Here is a 14,709-nt window from a genome sequence, read left to right as displayed (position 1 = left end):
GAAAATGGATGGCTAAAAAAATGCCAGATGTTGGTGAATATAAATACGGCTTTTCTGATAAAGACGTTTCCATTTTCCGTTCAGAGCGCGGACTGACAAAAGAGATCGTTGAAGAAATTTCTCGCATGAAGGAAGAGCCTCAGTGGATGCTTGACTTCCGTTTGAAATCTCTCGAACACTTTTACAACATGCCGATGCCACAATGGGGCGGAGATTTAAATGCACTGAATTTTGATGAGATCACCTATTACGTAAAACCATCAGAACGCTCTGAAAAATCGTGGGATGAAGTACCTGAAGAAATCAAACAAACCTTTGATAAATTAGGAATCCCAGAAGCAGAACAAAAGTATTTAGCAGGTGTATCTGCTCAGTACGAATCTGAGGTTGTTTATCATAACATGAAGCAAGAACTTGAAGATCAAGGCATTGTGTTTAAAGACACAGACAGTGCACTCAAAGAGAACGAAGACATTTTCCGTGAACACTGGGCAAAAGTCATTCCACCGACTGACAACAAATTTTCTGCACTGAACTCTGCGGTATGGTCTGGTGGTTCATTCATCTATGTTCCAAAGGGTGTGAAGGTGGATACGCCACTTCAAGCATACTTCCGTATCAACTCTGAGAACATGGGCCAATTCGAGCGTACACTCATCATCGTTGATGAAGGTGCACATGTGCATTACGTAGAAGGCTGTACAGCGCCAGTTTATACAACGAACTCACTGCACAGTGCAGTTGTTGAAATCATCGTTAAAAAAGGCGGCTACTGCCGTTATACAACGATTCAAAACTGGGCAAACAACGTGTTCAACCTTGTGACAAAACGGACGGTATGTGAAGAGAATGCGACAATGGAATGGATTGATGGTAACATCGGTTCTAAGCTGACAATGAAATATCCAGCGGTTATCCTAAAAGGTGAAGGCGCTCGTGGTATGACATTAAGTATTGCCCTAGCAGGTAAAGGTCAGCACCAAGATGCAGGTGCAAAAATGATTCACCTTGCACCAAACACATCTTCAACAATCGTATCGAAGTCGATTTCCAAACAAGGCGGGAAAGTCACATACCGCGGTATCGTTCACTTCGGACGCAAAGCAGAGGGTGCACGCTCAAACATCGAGTGTGACACACTCATCATGGATAACAAATCAACTTCTGATACAATCCCGTACAATGAAATCTTGAACGACAACATTTCATTAGAGCACGAAGCGAAGGTATCTAAAGTATCAGAAGAACAACTTTTCTACTTGATGAGCCGCGGAATTTCTGAAGAAGAAGCAACAGAAATGATCGTCATGGGCTTCATCGAGCCATTCACAAAAGAACTACCAATGGAATACGCCGTTGAAATGAACCGTTTGATTAAGTTTGAGATGGAAGGTAGTATAGGTTAACCGTTGATATACCGGGGATTAAAGGTGTTTAGGCATTACATTTTTATTAAGCACCCACAAAACACCCACAAAATTTAATTATTGAACATACCGCAGATACATTTCCATTGCTTGGTCCTCAATTTTTTTGGTGACATGGAGATACTTATCTGCGGTTGTTTTTATACTAGAATGCCCTAATCGTTCTGATACATATTTAATATTCACGCCAGCTTCTAAAAGGTGTACAGCATGGTATGTCTTAAAGCATGAGGAGACAGAACGGGAAGATTTGCCCTTTTACAGACTTCTTTAAAATACTCTCTCACAACATTTGTTTTTAACCATTTGCCCTCATGTTGAAAGAACACAATGTTATTTTCCGGCTGAACAAAGTTGGTGTACATCAAAACGACTTCGTGTCTGTTAACTCGGTGTTTTTTCAATAACGATCCTTTGTGATCATCAAGTTTTATTGTTCTGTAACTAGATTGTGTTTTAGGTGTTGAGATGTATGGTTGAGTATTCAAGGGATATATAAGAGTTTTATCAACTGTTAACTCTCCATCTTTTAAATTTATATCATCCCATGTTAATGCGAGAGCCTCTCCAATTCGTAAACCTGTTCTTGCAATTAAAGTGAAAAGGACGTAATACTGAATTGAATGTGAATATTTTGCATTCTTAACAGGTGTTTTTACTTGATTTAAAAATATTTCAGTTTGTGAAAGGGTAAAGTATTTTAATGTTTTTTTCTGTTCCTTCTTTTTAGGTATTTTTATGTTTACCAACGGGTTTTCTCGAAGGATTCTAAAATCATGTACAGCTTCATTTAAAGCTTCTAATAGTTCCTTCGCTATATTTTTCAATCAATTCATTTAACCATTTTTGATATTCATTCCGTTCAATATCTCTTAAACGATAATGTTCCCATCTAGGTAAAATATTGATTCTAATAGTTCTTTCTTGTAAAGAGTAGGTTGTTTTTTTTTTTACGGATGGCTTTTTATATATTTCTAACCAATCGGGAAAGTACCCCCCGACTGTTTCGTTTGTTGAATCAAAACCAACATATTCAAGATCGTGCGCTGTTTTTTCCGCAGCGATCCTAGCCTCTTTTTTTGTTTTAAAGCCCCTTTTTGATTTCTCTTTATACTTCTCCGTTCTTTTATCTTTATATCTAATTCTATATTCCCAAGTACCGTTTTCATGTTGTCTGAAACTAGCCAAGATAGTTCACTCCCTGCTTTTATTTTCAGAACCATCAAAGAACATTTGTTCGGTTTTGTTTAAAAAATACTATGGTAATTTTGTACAAGTTCTTTTGGAATGCCATAATCTTTAAATTCACAATAAGTAACACCCCTTTGAACGGAAGAAAACAATAAATGCATTGCGAAAAAGTTTGCTTCCAGTTCAATTTTTTCAGTCGAAAAGAAAGTGTTTCTTTTCAAGAATGGAGTATTAGAGTCGCTATGAAGCAAAGCGTGTCCTAGCTCGTGAGCGCAAACAAAGAAACTAGATTTTTCACTCACCTTCTCATTAATGTGATTGAATTTAGTACGAAAATGTTTGCTGTAATATCCGAGGTTATTCCCTAAGTCTTCATGAATTGTAATGATATTAAGTTTGTTTGCAATGAAAAAAGGATCAGATGACTTAAATTTATTTTGTAATTTTGAAACAATTTCAGTAATATCGCCCATGATGTAAAATATCATCCCTTATCTATATTTTTAGGAGTATATTTTTGTTTTGCTATTTTCTTTGCTATTCTCAAAGTGTTTTCAAGACTAGCGATTAAAAGTTCCTTATCTTCTTCTTCCATATCATCAAGAATTTGACCATCAAACGCTGCATAACTATTTCCTTCAAGTCCGTTTATAATGTTTTGCAATTCCTTTTGTATGTCCTTCTCATCTTTTTCCGTTAAATCAAAAGTTTTTTTAACTTCGGTGCGTCCCAAAAGGTAATCCGTTGACACGTCAAAATAATCCGCAATTTTTTGCAGTTTATCAGCCCCAGGGGTTTGAGTTTTTAACCTGTATAAAGTGTTTTTTGAATAACCAAGCGATTTTTCTAAATCATTAATTGAGATTTTTCTTTCGTTGCATAACTCTTTTACTATGTCAAAAACCGTCATATCAACCATCCTTATGAGCTAGTCAAACAAAGTTAAATTTTAAGCATAAAAATACGCGATTAATTTATTCTTATAGTTTAATATTGGTGACATAAGCTAATTAGTTAGCTAAAAGACAATAAAAAATACGACCTACGAAAAATACATTTTAGACGCTGGGGAGCAATGAAATGTACAATTACAGGCTTTTTAAAGTCTTATTTAGCTATGGGTATATATTAAACTATACGCATAAAAATATCGATAATATTTAGCTAATTAATTAGCTTTTTATATTTTTTGGAAGGAGGTAAGACTTTAAATGCAATTTCTTACAGCCGCTAGAGTTAAGTCGGAAATGTATATGCGAGGTATGACGCAAAAGCAGTTAGCAGAAATGTTGGGTGTGTCTGCCCCTTATATCAGCGACATCATCAACGGTAAAAAAACGGGAAGAAAAGCACAAGAACACGCCAAACACATTTGCAAAATATTAGGGATATCCGAGAGAGGTGGATGGGATTAATGATCACTTTTGAAATTGATCAAAACCTCTTAGAAGAACAGGTTTCAAAAGAACTTTCAAAACGACTTGAAGCGATTGAACACAGGGTTACATTTTGGGACACAAAAGAATTGTGTAAGCAAACAAATATGAGCCTCAACTTCATAAAAGAAACATTTTTTTATGATCCGAGATTTCCAAAATATCGAGTCGGAACAAAATGGCTTTTTCCTGCAAAAGAATGCGAACAGTTTTTAATAACTTGGTTGAAAGAACAATCCAGGGGATAGAGTTTCGATTTTTCCTAAAAAGTGGGGAAAAACGCAAATTAAATATTTATAAATCCGCATTTGATAGGAGGAAATAAAAATGAATACAAATATAAAAAATCCATATGCGCCTGGTCCGGTGAGGGTTTGGAAAATGACGAAAGAAGAACTCGAAGCGTATATCGAAAAGCATCCTAATATCTACCGAGAAGAATTAAATCCTTCTCCGACCTTCCGTACAGGAAATTGGGGGGCAGAAAAACTATGAGCCTACCAAAACATATCGAGTTGTTGCATATCGTCAAAGCCTGTAAACATCAAACCATGAAAATTGATGATGCAGCGGCTTATCTACAAGTACCCGATTTTGTCATTCCTATGTTAGTCAAGAAAAATGATGACTTGAGTATTCAGGGGAAGCTGATTGTAGCAAAAAGAGATTCAACGGGACAAGGCATTTTCATATTACTAACATTTGTTAGCATCATCTACACTGTAGATGAAAATGTGATCTATCAGCATTTACCACTAAACGAAAACGGTTGGCACGCAGGAGATGGCAGAGGAACGGGCAATATGAAGTCAATCGGCATTGAAATTTGTGAAAATAGTGATGGGAATTTTGAGAAGGCGGTCGAAAATGCTCAATGGTTGATTCGCCAGTTAATGCAAGATCAAGGCATTTCACTTTCAAACGTTGTGCCGCATAAGCATTGGAGCGGGAAAGAATGCCCCCGCCGGCTGCTTAATCGTTGGGACAGCTTCAAAGCCGGTATTGCTATTGCTCACACAAATAAAAAGCCGACTGTTAAACCAACAAAAGCAGAACCATCCAAAACAGCAGCTTCCAAGCCTGCTAAAAAGTCATATGGTTTGCCAACAGGCATTTTAAAAGTTACAAAGCCTCCTTACAAAGGGAGCAGCAGTAAAAGCCGTACAGCAAGCCCTAGCGGCGGTTTACTACTACCCGAACAAAGGAGCAAAAAACAACGGCTTTGATGGCTATTATGGTGCGAAAACAGCGGATGCGGTCAAACGATTCCAATTAATGCACGGTCTTTCAGCTGATGGTATTTATGGTCCGAAGACTAAAGCGAGATTGAAAGCATTATTGAAGTAATAATCCCTCTTTTAGTGGAAATAAATCTTTTTTAACTCTGTTTAAAACTTTAATTATCGTAATCAACCATTTGCTTTTTATTACGTGTTCTCGTAGAATTATTCACTGCATTTCAAAAATCTTTTTTGTTAATAATAGAAAGGAGTTTTGAAAATTATCTACATTTTTCAATAATTTGTGATACGGTAATTGTATTGGAAATATTTTATAATAGAAAGGAATGAAAGTGAAAAAAATCATGTGTTTTACCCTGGTACTTACTTTAATTATGTGTTTGGTTGGAGGTGGAGGTGTGTCAATGGCCTCAAATATTGAAACCTCATTAAACGATGATGTTAAAGACGCGATTAAAGCGTATAATGAATTAAGTGAACAAACTGAAAAAGTCAGTAACAATAAAGTTGAGAAGTTGGTGACTAAAACAACTGAACTTGTAAAAAACAAAGAGGTAACGCTTTACAGCAAAAATGAGCTTAATTTGGATGGTGCTACGGCTTTGTTTAATAAAGAAACTAACGAATTCTTTCTGAATGTACCTATAAAGACATCAGATCCCCTGAATAATATGGAAGGTATAGTACTAACGTTTGATCAGAATAATACTTTAGTTAATTATTCAGAAATTCATTTGAAAACTAATAAGGAAGAACTTGAAGGAACTTCGTCTTATTGGGTTAACGGAAAATTGGTAAGCGAAAAACTTCTGAATTTTTCAGAAAAAGACTTTGATAAAATTGTAGCTTTCGAAAAAAGTGATACAAACAAAATGAAGCTTCAGGCTTCCCCACAAAAAAATTTCAAAAAATGGTGGAATGGTTTTAACAATTGTTTATCTTCAAAAGGAGTTAGTTGGGCGATGATTACATTAGCAGGAAGCATTTGTGGCGGAGCTTGTAGTGTAACAATGGGTACAGCTTGTGCGCCTTGCTTTTATGGCTTAACATTCTTATCAGGGTTTAACATAGGCGAATGCTTTTGGAAAAAATATTAGTTAGGTGGTATATAAATGAATCTAGCTCGTGTAATGTGTATTCTCATTTTTATAGTATCATTAACGGGATTTATACAAATAATTATAAATAAACAATTTATTTATAATGGGATTATATATATATTAATATTCCTATTATCCTTAGCTCTTTCAATCACTATCCCTATACAAAATAAGAATAATAATTCGTCTACACAAAAGTGAAAGTAAACACAATGTAAAAACTTCATCCCTGTTATTGACATATCATCATACAGTCAAAGGTGCAGTTTATCAGGAGCATAATAATAAGCCTTTCGCATAGCGAGAGGTTTTTTAAATATATTCAATCGTACCGCAAGGGTGGTAAGTGGTGGGAGTATTCATAAAAACCCACCAAATGGCGGGCTACTTGAATAGTTTACCTAACAATTTTCCAGTCGTTTTCCCCGCAGCACGTCGCATGATACGCTTGCCTATAGTGCCCTTTTGAACGGCGTTGACGTCACCCAGGTATTTTGATGTTTTATAAAGGAATGATCTTAATTTATTTATGTTCATGTATTTCACTTCCTTCATTAATATGTATTTATGTGGGCACACCCACAAAACACCCACAAACTTACGACAGCTTATTATTTTATATGACGCAAAACAAATATAAAACGTGGGAATCACTATCACGAGAGAACGTATGTTTGTGTGTGATTCCCAAAAATAATTAAGTTCGAGATGGAAGGTTCTATTGGTTAATACAGAGGATTGAAAATGATTGATATAAGAGGTTGATGAAGCGTGCCGAATTTGTGCCGATCAAGATGACCTTTTAGTGTAGGAGACGAACTTTTTAAGTTCGTCTTCTTCTATTTCATTGGTTACATCTAAGTTGACTATGAATAAAAGCAGGGGATTTACTATAATATAAAAACAATATAAGTCTTTATATTAATGATAGAAATGAATATCTGTTATTATTTGTAGTTAAAATAACAAATTTTAAAATAGATGGTTTTAAAAAATCAATTTCTAACGCATTGGTTCTGAAAATAAGAAAATTCAATTTCAAAGTATTAGGATGGTTTGCAAGGTACCATACACTTAAGAGTGATATAGTTACAAAAGTTATTGCATTTATGGTAAGAAGGTTGTTACTAACGCTCTTAACTCTTCAGCAAGACTAGCTACAAAAAATGTAAAAAAATCTTTATTGAATGATACTGGAGTTAAGATTTCTCTTTTCACTAAGAAGGTTAAAGGTAAACAAGAGTGGAAAGATCCTAAATCTGGTTGGTCCATTTCAAGAGATCTTGGGAAAGGGAATTCTCATGGAGGAAGTTACTACAAATTAATGAATAAATCCGGAGAGCGTATAGCTACACTAAATAAAAGTGGTCATATATTAAGAAACTAAAAATTGTACATAAAAGAATGAAAGGAGAATGAGATATGGTTCACCTAGATTATTTACAAAGTGAATTCAATATTGATTTAATTAATGATTCCTTTAACGAGTTACCTCTAAGCCTTCATATTCAACTCGAAAAAGAAATGTATCAGTTTAATGATCAAGGCAATTTAAATCCTCAATATTTTAATAAGGTTTATAATGTTGCAATAAGTATATTTGATGAACTTTTTTGGGGGAACGATTTATTGTTCGTCGTCACAATTGTTCGAAGCGAGCATTCATTACGGAGGCCGATAGGAGTATATAGTAAGTATTCAAAAAAAATTAATAAATATAGACTCAATGTAAAAAATTCTAAAGATGAGAATGGAAAAGTAATTCAGTATTCTTTAGAAACAAAAAAACAGCATATAGAGTACAAGAAAATAATCAAGGCAATATGTAATCAAGATTTTAAAAGTATGGCTCCGAGGTTCAATGACAAATATAGTAGTTATCCTGAAATATTCTTTATAAATAAAGATTTTATTTATCATATTTATGATGACAGAGGGGCATTCTTATTATTTAAGGATGAGAGAAAGTATGAAAAATTTAAAACAAAGTATAGTACTTTAATGGTAGGAGAAGATTATAATTAAAAGAAACTCTCTTATTGTTAGTTTCCTCTCACTATTAATAATTCATCTTGTTGGATGCTCTGCTGACGAAAATAACTCTAGGGAAAGCAAAGAAATCGTTACATGGGGTCATGAATATATAGGGATTGCTAATAAAGAAACAGGCAAAAAGATAAAAGTTGCAGTTGTAGATAGTGGGATTTTTTCAGAACATGAAGACCTTGAAGGAAAAGTTGTTGAAAGTTTTAACGCTATAAACGCTACAGATAATATAGTAGATGATTATGGCCATGGTACAAACATCGCCGGTATTCTAAATGCAAACCAAAATTCAATTGGCATGATCGGTGTTAGTCAAGACATTGAACTATTTGATGTAAAGGTACTAAATTCTGAGGGTAAAGGAGAAATTGATGATATTTTACGAGGATTAATGTGGGCTTATGAAAAAGAAGTAGATATTATTAATATTAGCTTTGGTTTTTCAAAAAGTTATATTGAACTCGAAGAGACTATTAACACCTTAACATCAGAGGGGATTATAGTAATTGCTTCAGCTGGAAATAGATTGGGGCAAGAAGTAGACTTTCCCGCAAAATACCCAAATGTAATTTCAGTAGGTTCTATGAATGAAACAGGAGAAGTCGATGTTTTGAGTTCGTTAGGTAAAATAGATGTTTTTGGTCCAGGAACTAATATTTACACTACTAATAAAGATGGAACTTATGAAACAGTACGAGGGACTTCTTTTGCAACAGCCTTTATAACCGGAGCAGTAGCTAAAGGAATGTTAAATGAAGAGATTGAGCGATCAAAAAACTCTTTTGATGAAAGTTTATCTTATCTAGAAGAGACCGGGCTTAAATATAACCGAATACAGACTGACAAAGGTTAATTTTTAACAGAATTCCGGAAGAGTCTGTTTTATACCTGATGAGAAAAGCTCATCAGGTTTTTAATGATTGTGTGTAGATATTAAGGTTGATATTGGAAAAATTATAATTAAAGTTGTTAATTCAATTTTTAACTTTTGATTACGTACATTCTACCTTTTAAAGTGAAATAATAATACTCTTTATTTCTAACCAATTTCGTTTCCACAATCCTTCCAGTGCATATTAAAGTATTTAAAATAGATGTAATACTTTAATATATCTATGCTACTCAAAATCCTGGTTAATTTACGGTGTACCGATTGAATTATATACATTTTGAAAGCTTGTATACAAAAATCGCTCCTAGGATTCCAGATAGTTTTGATACACTCTAAAATCCTAGATTAATTAAGTTTGAGATGGAAGGTAGTATCGGGTAATACACCTGAAATACCTGATATATAAGGGTTTTAGAGGTTTTGGAAGAATAATGAAAAATCGGCCGAGCCTAAAACGTGGCGATTTATATTTTATCTTTTGTAGAGGAGGCGAACTTTTTTAGTTCGTCTTCTTCTATTTTCTCAGAAATATCTAAGTAAGTATCAGAAGTTGTTTTAATTGTCTTATGCCCTAATCGGTTAGAAACAATTTTAAACTGGCTACTGATTCCAAAGGTAAAACTGCATGAGTATGTCTGAAACAATGCGTTCCTTTATAATCTACCCCAGCTTTTTTACAATACTTTCACGTACTGTAGAAGGCGTTAAATAAATGCCAAGATAATTTTGAAAGATGATATTATCACTATTTTTATTAAATGATTTATTACTTAATATCATTTCGTTCTGTTTCAACTTGAATTTTTTAAGTTCTTTTAATACTGCATCAATTATTCCTATAGTGCGATAAGATGATGTGCTTTTTTGGTTGTTAAAGTCACTTTATTGCTGTTATCCCGCCTAACCTGTCACTTTATTATCTTCAATATCCCACCACTTCAAAGCTAACGCCTCGCTTATACGCAAGCCTATTTCGCTCGAAAAGTACATAAGCATATAATACAATTGATAATCTATGCATCGTTGGTGTTTATAGGTTTTCATGTAATCGAGTATTTTTTTTAATTCATCCAAACTAAAATTTTTCACTTCATCTTTATTTAGCTCAACATTATCTTTCACTAAAACCTTGTTAAATGTCCGTTTAGCAGAATTGTATATTACAATTCAACAAAGACGTAATAAATAAAGGAAGACCAAGATAGCTTAATTGCCGTCTTGGTCTTATATGCACAAATTTAAATAAATATTTAAAAAGCATTTTTTCTAAATATGTACTAACAAATTAACCCCATTGTATTTTTAAATCATAGTATGATGCACCAAGACTAGGTCTTGTATCTACTACTTCAAGATAATTCCAACCCAAAGTTAGATCCGGAAAAAGTGCAAAGTCTGTTCCGAATTGGATTAATTTTCCGTTTAATATACTTAGTTTATGAGACCCCTTACTATTAAATATTACACTGACGTCATCAGAACCATCAAAATAAAATTTATAATATTTAATAGGGTTATACTTGCCGGTATAAGAATTACCTATACCTCCATTTTTTAGTTCAAAAGCTTTATCATGAATACTGCTAGATGTATTCATGATAGTAGAATGAGTTTGATTTTGACTGTAATTTTCTGTTTCAGCAGCAGATACACCACCAGGTATTCCACTAATCAATCCTAGAGAAATAACAGGAACGAGTAATAACTTTTTTTCATAAAGAAAACCTCCTGTAGGTAGTAATATATTACAATTTTATGACAACATTAATATTTTTAGTTATCAAACTAATTATTGAATTTAGTTAATTGGTAGATATGCTAATCAGGCCCTTAAGACACAGGTGGAGGAATTATTGATTAGTCACTAAAATAAATAACCAGGCGCTCATGAAAGTGAGAACCTGGTTATTCGTCATACGGTCTATACTTTTTGCGTAACGTTTCGAGTTCTTTTTTCTCTATCATTCCGTTCAATATTTCTTAAATGATAATGATCCTATATACAATAATGTTTCTAATGGTGATTTTTTTAATGGTTAGGGTCAATTCAACTTTATTTAAAATAAGATTTTAAAATCAAAGTTAGTGGAACTTTTTGATCAAACTTTTTTAAACATAAATACTTGCACTAAATAAATTAGTACTGTATAGTTCTAATTATGACAAAGGTAAAATTAATGAATCAAAAACGTGTACTTGAAGTAGCTGCAACATTATTTTTAGAAAAAGGGTTTGCTTATACAAGCATGGATGAATTAGTACGTGTAAGCAAAGTATCAAAGTCTAATGTGTATTATCACTTTTCTAATAAGGAAGAATTATTAGAAGGGGTCGTTGATTATTGGATTGACATGTATCAATCTGCAATTGATGATGTACTGTCTCAGAACCAATTTTTAGTTGAAGATCGTATTCAGCTGTTTTTAAAGCAATTATCACAAGGGGTTCAGTCGAGAGACTATAAGGGCGGCTGTCCATTTATTACTCTTTATATTCAAAGTCCTACACAGGCTACGCAAATTAAAGAAAAAATAGGTCTTTTTTTTACAGGATTACAAAAGAAAGTTTCTTTATTACTGAAACAAGGAGTAGAGAAGGGAGAATTTAGAAATACGATTCAGATTGATGAGGTGGCATCACTTTTTATTACAAATCTTGAAGGAGCGTTATTTATTTCAGAAACATTGAAGGATGCAACTGTCATCACGAAAACAGCAGATCATTTATTTAACTTGCTTCGATAAAAGAAGCATTTTTTTTACACTAAATTAGTACTGAGTGGTACTAAAAAGGAGATTTCATATGAAAACAGTATTTTTAATTGGTGGAACAGGCTTTATTGGAAAGCAGTTAGTGAAAGAATTAGCCAAAGAGGATGTGAACATTCTTCTTTTAGTGAGGTCGAAAAGTAAAGCAGCACGCATTTTTCAAGAAAGAGGCATGTTAAAAAAGGAAGTTATGCACTTTGTTGAAGGTGATTTGACGAAAATAGATTTAGGTCTAAATGCTGAAGATAAGGAGAGGATATTGAAAACGGATGTGATGATTCACGCAGGAGGCCCCATGGATATTCAAGCGACAAGTAAAGAGGCAGCTTCCGTATTTTTAAATGGCGCCAAACATATTAGTGAATTAGCTAAGAGTATTCATCAATTGAAGGGATTGCAGCAATTTATTCATGTTGTAGGTTATATGAGCCCGTTTGATGATAAAAATAGCAAGATTGCAATGGATGTGTTTAAAGAAGGAAACAAATATTTGAAAATAAAAAATCCATATGAGAGAACAAAATTTTTAGCAGATCTTTATATCCGTCAACAGGCATCAGCAGTCGGTTATCCGCTTTCTGTCATTAATCCACCAACTGTAGTCGGCAGTAGTAAAACAGGGAGTACAGAGCAGATAGCAGGATTAGGTTTGCTTGTGACGAGTATGCGAAGAGGGCTCATGCCAGTGATTCCTGGAGGTAAGAGATATAGGTTACCACTTATTTCAAACGATGAGTTTGCGAAGTTTATTGTGCAGGTTTTCAGATTGGAGCAGCCGGCTATTCAAACATATACACTTGTTGAAGACAAAGAGCACGATCAGAACATTGCTGAGTTATTAAGTATGATGTCGGAAAGTATGAATATGAAGGCACCAAAAATTTCTGTCCCAATGCCACTTATGAAAGGAATAATGAAAAGTGGAGTAAGTAAAATAACAAAAATTCCTTCCGATGGACTGAATTTTATGACAAAACGAACATTTTCAAATGCTTCAGCGAAAAAAATAATGGGAGAAGATTGGTTTAAGAAGACGAGTGTCATGAAATTTTTCCCTGCTGTAGTAGCTGATCTAGATTATCGAATGATGTATCAAAATGGTGAGCAGCATCATTTATTTAAACGAACACTATGCGATAACACAACCATTTATCAATTAAAAGGAGAAGGGAAGCCGTTTATTTTATTACATGGTTTATTGAGTGATGGAGAAGATTTATTTCCTTTAGCACAAGAGCTTCATGAAAAAACGGGTCAACCTGTATGGATCTTGGATCTTCCTGGTTTGGGGCGTTCTCCTTTTAAACGAGAGAAACATCTTCTAGATATCTATTTAAATGTAGTGAAAAAAGTATTAGAGAAAGCGACGAATGGTGCACATCTAATCGGCCATTCATTCGGTGCGTATATTCTTTTGGAAGCATTGGGACAAGAATACATAGATAAGAAGTATTCAATCACTTTACTTCAGCCGCCTGTTGCTAAACAAAATGCAAAATCACTATATGTTCCTCAATTTCTGAACAAATGGACATTAAGATTGGCAACGACTCATTTGATAGAGCGTTATTTATTAAGACATGGTTTGTTTGAAAGCACGGAGAGCATTCCTGAACATTATATTGAAAAAATCAGAAACAGTTTTACTTCTCCTAGAATTTTAAATACGACGATTCAGCTCAACCATTTACTACTGAAAACCGATCAAGATGATTTCAATGAAGTCACAAAGGATCATCTTCATATTATTTGGGGGGATTATGACAAAGGCTATTCTGCCCCATCGCATCTTGGTCAAGTTGATTTTGTTCCATATGGTCATCATTTCCCTCTTAGCCATCCGAGTGAAACAGCAGCATTCATCATCAAAAATAGTATGATTAGCAGTTGAGAATGTGGGATAAATAAAAGTATGTAGTAATTGAAATAAAATTGTATTGCTTGGGATCCCCCTATGTCCATCAACTGAAAGATTTTATAACACCCTAAAACGAAAAAGGTGATTTTTATTAAAAAAGCACGATTTTTGGGACGGGACTGACCCCCATTTTTAAGACAGGGATCAAAACACCTTTATGAAACAGCCAGTTGCCGAAACTCTTTCGGTGACTGGTTGTTTCATTTTAATTGAATTCGGATATTGTTATAATAATGAATATACTCCCTGACTGTCTTTTCTACAATGGCTGTTGTAGTGTTTGTCAGGTGGTGGTGATAGAATCTTTCTGATTTTAAACTAGAGTGGAAGGATTCGATTGAGGCATTATCAGCGGGCATACCCTTACGGGACATGCTCATGATAATGCCTTTTTCCTTCATCTCCTTTTGATAAGCATAAGAAGTGTAGACCGATCCTTGATCACTATGAAGTATGCAGCCTTCTGGCAATGCCTGTAGCTGATTCAAAGTATCTAGAACAAGAGTAACGTCTTGTTTATCACCAATCGTATAAGCGACAATTTCACTTGTATATAAATCTTTTATTGTGGATAGATAAAGCATTTTTTGACCAAATGGCAGATACGTAATATCGGTCACTAATTTTACAAGTGGCTTTGTCGCAGAAAAATCCCGCTTTAAGTGATTTTCTGCTATATAATTGTTTTAA

Annotated in this window: 13 protein-coding genes and 3 pseudogenes; 10 read left to right on the top strand and 6 right to left on the bottom strand. The window is 34.1% G+C overall.

Features of this window, described 5'->3' with window-relative positions:
• Window positions 1-8: 8 nt before the first annotated feature.
• Window positions 9-1,406 carry a Fe-S cluster assembly protein SufB gene (gene sufB, locus ACQKEZ_RS06515; RefSeq protein WP_427299506.1) on the top strand — a complete coding sequence of 466 codons (1,398 nt, stop codon included), beginning with the start codon at window positions 9-11 and terminating at the stop codon, window positions 1,404-1,406.
• 78 nt (window positions 1,407-1,484) lie between these two features.
• On the opposite strand, the pseudogene ACQKEZ_RS06510 reads toward sufB, so the two are convergent.
• From ACQKEZ_RS06510 to ACQKEZ_RS06495, 4 genes and pseudogenes are all read right to left on the bottom strand, one after another.
• Window positions 1,485-2,176, bottom strand: a pseudogene (locus tag ACQKEZ_RS06510) (site-specific integrase).
• Window positions 2,177-2,213: 37 nt separating this feature from the next.
• Window positions 2,214-2,615: an Arm DNA-binding domain-containing protein gene (locus ACQKEZ_RS06505; protein WP_427299505.1), complete on the bottom strand. Its 402-nt coding sequence runs from the start codon at window positions 2,613-2,615 to the stop codon at window positions 2,214-2,216.
• A 59-nt stretch (window positions 2,616-2,674) separates the two neighbouring features.
• Window positions 2,675-3,091 (bottom strand): ImmA/IrrE family metallo-endopeptidase, encoded by a 417-nt coding sequence (locus ACQKEZ_RS06500; protein ID WP_427299504.1) that lies wholly within the window; start codon window positions 3,089-3,091, stop codon window positions 2,675-2,677.
• An 11-nt stretch (window positions 3,092-3,102) separates the two neighbouring features.
• Window positions 3,103-3,528 carry a helix-turn-helix domain-containing protein gene (locus ACQKEZ_RS06495; protein WP_427299503.1) on the bottom strand — a complete coding sequence of 142 codons (426 nt, stop codon included), beginning with the start codon at window positions 3,526-3,528 and terminating at the stop codon, window positions 3,103-3,105.
• A 301-nt stretch (window positions 3,529-3,829) separates the two neighbouring features.
• Here ACQKEZ_RS06495 and ACQKEZ_RS06490 point away from each other — a divergent pair, with 301 nt between their 5' ends.
• The 7 genes and pseudogenes from ACQKEZ_RS06490 to ACQKEZ_RS06460 all read left to right on the top strand — a co-directional run bounded on the left by ACQKEZ_RS06490 (window position 3,830) and on the right by ACQKEZ_RS06460 (window position 9,294).
• Complete coding sequence (locus tag ACQKEZ_RS06490; protein ID WP_427299502.1) at window positions 3,830-4,033, top strand: helix-turn-helix domain-containing protein; 204 nt, start codon at window positions 3,830-3,832, stop codon at window positions 4,031-4,033.
• Window positions 4,033-4,302 (top strand): group-specific protein, encoded by a 270-nt coding sequence (locus tag ACQKEZ_RS06485; protein ID WP_034317531.1) that lies wholly within the window; start codon window positions 4,033-4,035, stop codon window positions 4,300-4,302. Before ACQKEZ_RS06490 ends, ACQKEZ_RS06485 begins: the two co-directional genes overlap by 1 nt.
• Window positions 4,303-4,381: 79 nt before the next feature.
• Window positions 4,382-4,549 (top strand): hypothetical protein, encoded by a 168-nt coding sequence (locus ACQKEZ_RS06480; RefSeq protein ID WP_427299501.1) that lies wholly within the window; start codon window positions 4,382-4,384, stop codon window positions 4,547-4,549.
• Between the two features lie 203 nt (window positions 4,550-4,752).
• A pseudogene (locus ACQKEZ_RS06475) lies at window positions 4,753-5,401 on the top strand (peptidoglycan recognition protein family protein); the annotation flags it as partial.
• A 298-nt stretch (window positions 5,402-5,699) separates the two neighbouring features.
• A complete protein-coding gene (locus tag ACQKEZ_RS06470; RefSeq protein WP_427299500.1) occupies window positions 5,700-6,392 on the top strand; it encodes a hypothetical protein in 693 nt (230 codons plus the stop codon).
• 1,425 nt (window positions 6,393-7,817) lie between these two features.
• Window positions 7,818-8,420, top strand: coding sequence for a DUF3885 domain-containing protein (locus tag ACQKEZ_RS06465; RefSeq protein ID WP_427299499.1), 603 nt, complete (start codon window positions 7,818-7,820; stop codon window positions 8,418-8,420).
• Complete coding sequence (locus ACQKEZ_RS06460; RefSeq protein ID WP_427300490.1) at window positions 8,410-9,294, top strand: S8 family peptidase; 885 nt, start codon at window positions 8,410-8,412, stop codon at window positions 9,292-9,294. Before ACQKEZ_RS06465 ends, ACQKEZ_RS06460 begins: the two co-directional genes overlap by 11 nt.
• A gap of 1,324 nt (window positions 9,295-10,618) precedes the next feature.
• Here ACQKEZ_RS06460 and ACQKEZ_RS06455 read toward each other — a convergent pair.
• Window positions 10,619-11,008: a hypothetical protein gene (locus ACQKEZ_RS06455; RefSeq protein ID WP_427299498.1), complete on the bottom strand. Its 390-nt coding sequence runs from the start codon at window positions 11,006-11,008 to the stop codon at window positions 10,619-10,621.
• A gap of 502 nt (window positions 11,009-11,510) precedes the next feature.
• On the opposite strand from ACQKEZ_RS06455, the gene ACQKEZ_RS06450 reads away from it, so the two are divergent.
• Together ACQKEZ_RS06450 and ACQKEZ_RS06445 are read left to right on the top strand one after the other, a co-directional pair.
• Entirely contained in the window at window positions 11,511-12,077 is a 567-nt protein-coding gene (locus ACQKEZ_RS06450; protein ID WP_427299497.1) for a TetR/AcrR family transcriptional regulator, read from the top strand.
• Between the two features lie 58 nt (window positions 12,078-12,135).
• Window positions 12,136-13,992, top strand: a complete 1,857-nt coding sequence (locus ACQKEZ_RS06445) for an alpha/beta fold hydrolase (protein WP_427299496.1) — start codon at window positions 12,136-12,138, stop codon at window positions 13,990-13,992.
• A 227-nt stretch (window positions 13,993-14,219) separates the two neighbouring features.
• Here ACQKEZ_RS06445 and ACQKEZ_RS06440 read toward each other — a convergent pair.
• Window positions 14,220-14,696, bottom strand: a pseudogene (locus tag ACQKEZ_RS06440) (IS3 family transposase); the annotation flags it as partial.
• Between the last annotated feature and the right edge of the window lie 13 nt (window positions 14,697-14,709).

This window comes from Bacillus sp. NPDC077027 (assembly GCF_050269555.1).
Lineage (GTDB): Bacteria > Bacillota > Bacilli > Bacillales > Bacillaceae > Bacillus.
This window is presented reverse-complemented; position numbering and strand designations above follow the sequence as displayed.

Excerpts from the sequence above, each read along its gene's own strand:
- ACQKEZ_RS06470 (WP_427299500.1), top strand. The coding sequence starts at position 5,700 with ATGGCCTCAAATATTGAAACCTCATTAAACGATGATGTTAAAGACGCG.
- ACQKEZ_RS06485 (WP_034317531.1), top strand. The coding sequence starts at position 4,033 with ATGATCACTTTTGAAATTGATCAAAACCTCTTAGAAGAACAGGTTTCA.
- sufB (WP_427299506.1), top strand. The coding sequence starts at position 9 with ATGGCTAAAAAAATGCCAGATGTTGGTGAATATAAATACGGCTTTTCT.
- ACQKEZ_RS06480 (WP_427299501.1), top strand. The coding sequence starts at position 4,382 with ATGAATACAAATATAAAAAATCCATATGCGCCTGGTCCGGTGAGGGTT.
- ACQKEZ_RS06445 (WP_427299496.1), top strand. The coding sequence starts at position 12,136 with ATGAAAACAGTATTTTTAATTGGTGGAACAGGCTTTATTGGAAAGCAG.
- ACQKEZ_RS06465 (WP_427299499.1), top strand. The coding sequence starts at position 7,818 with ATGGTTCACCTAGATTATTTACAAAGTGAATTCAATATTGATTTAATT.
- ACQKEZ_RS06500 (WP_427299504.1), bottom strand. The coding sequence starts at position 3,091 with ATGGGCGATATTACTGAAATTGTTTCAAAATTACAAAATAAATTTAAG.
- ACQKEZ_RS06450 (WP_427299497.1), top strand. The coding sequence starts at position 11,511 with ATGAATCAAAAACGTGTACTTGAAGTAGCTGCAACATTATTTTTAGAA.
- ACQKEZ_RS06490 (WP_427299502.1), top strand. The coding sequence starts at position 3,830 with ATGCAATTTCTTACAGCCGCTAGAGTTAAGTCGGAAATGTATATGCGA.
- ACQKEZ_RS06495 (WP_427299503.1), bottom strand. The coding sequence starts at position 3,528 with ATGACGGTTTTTGACATAGTAAAAGAGTTATGCAACGAAAGAAAAATC.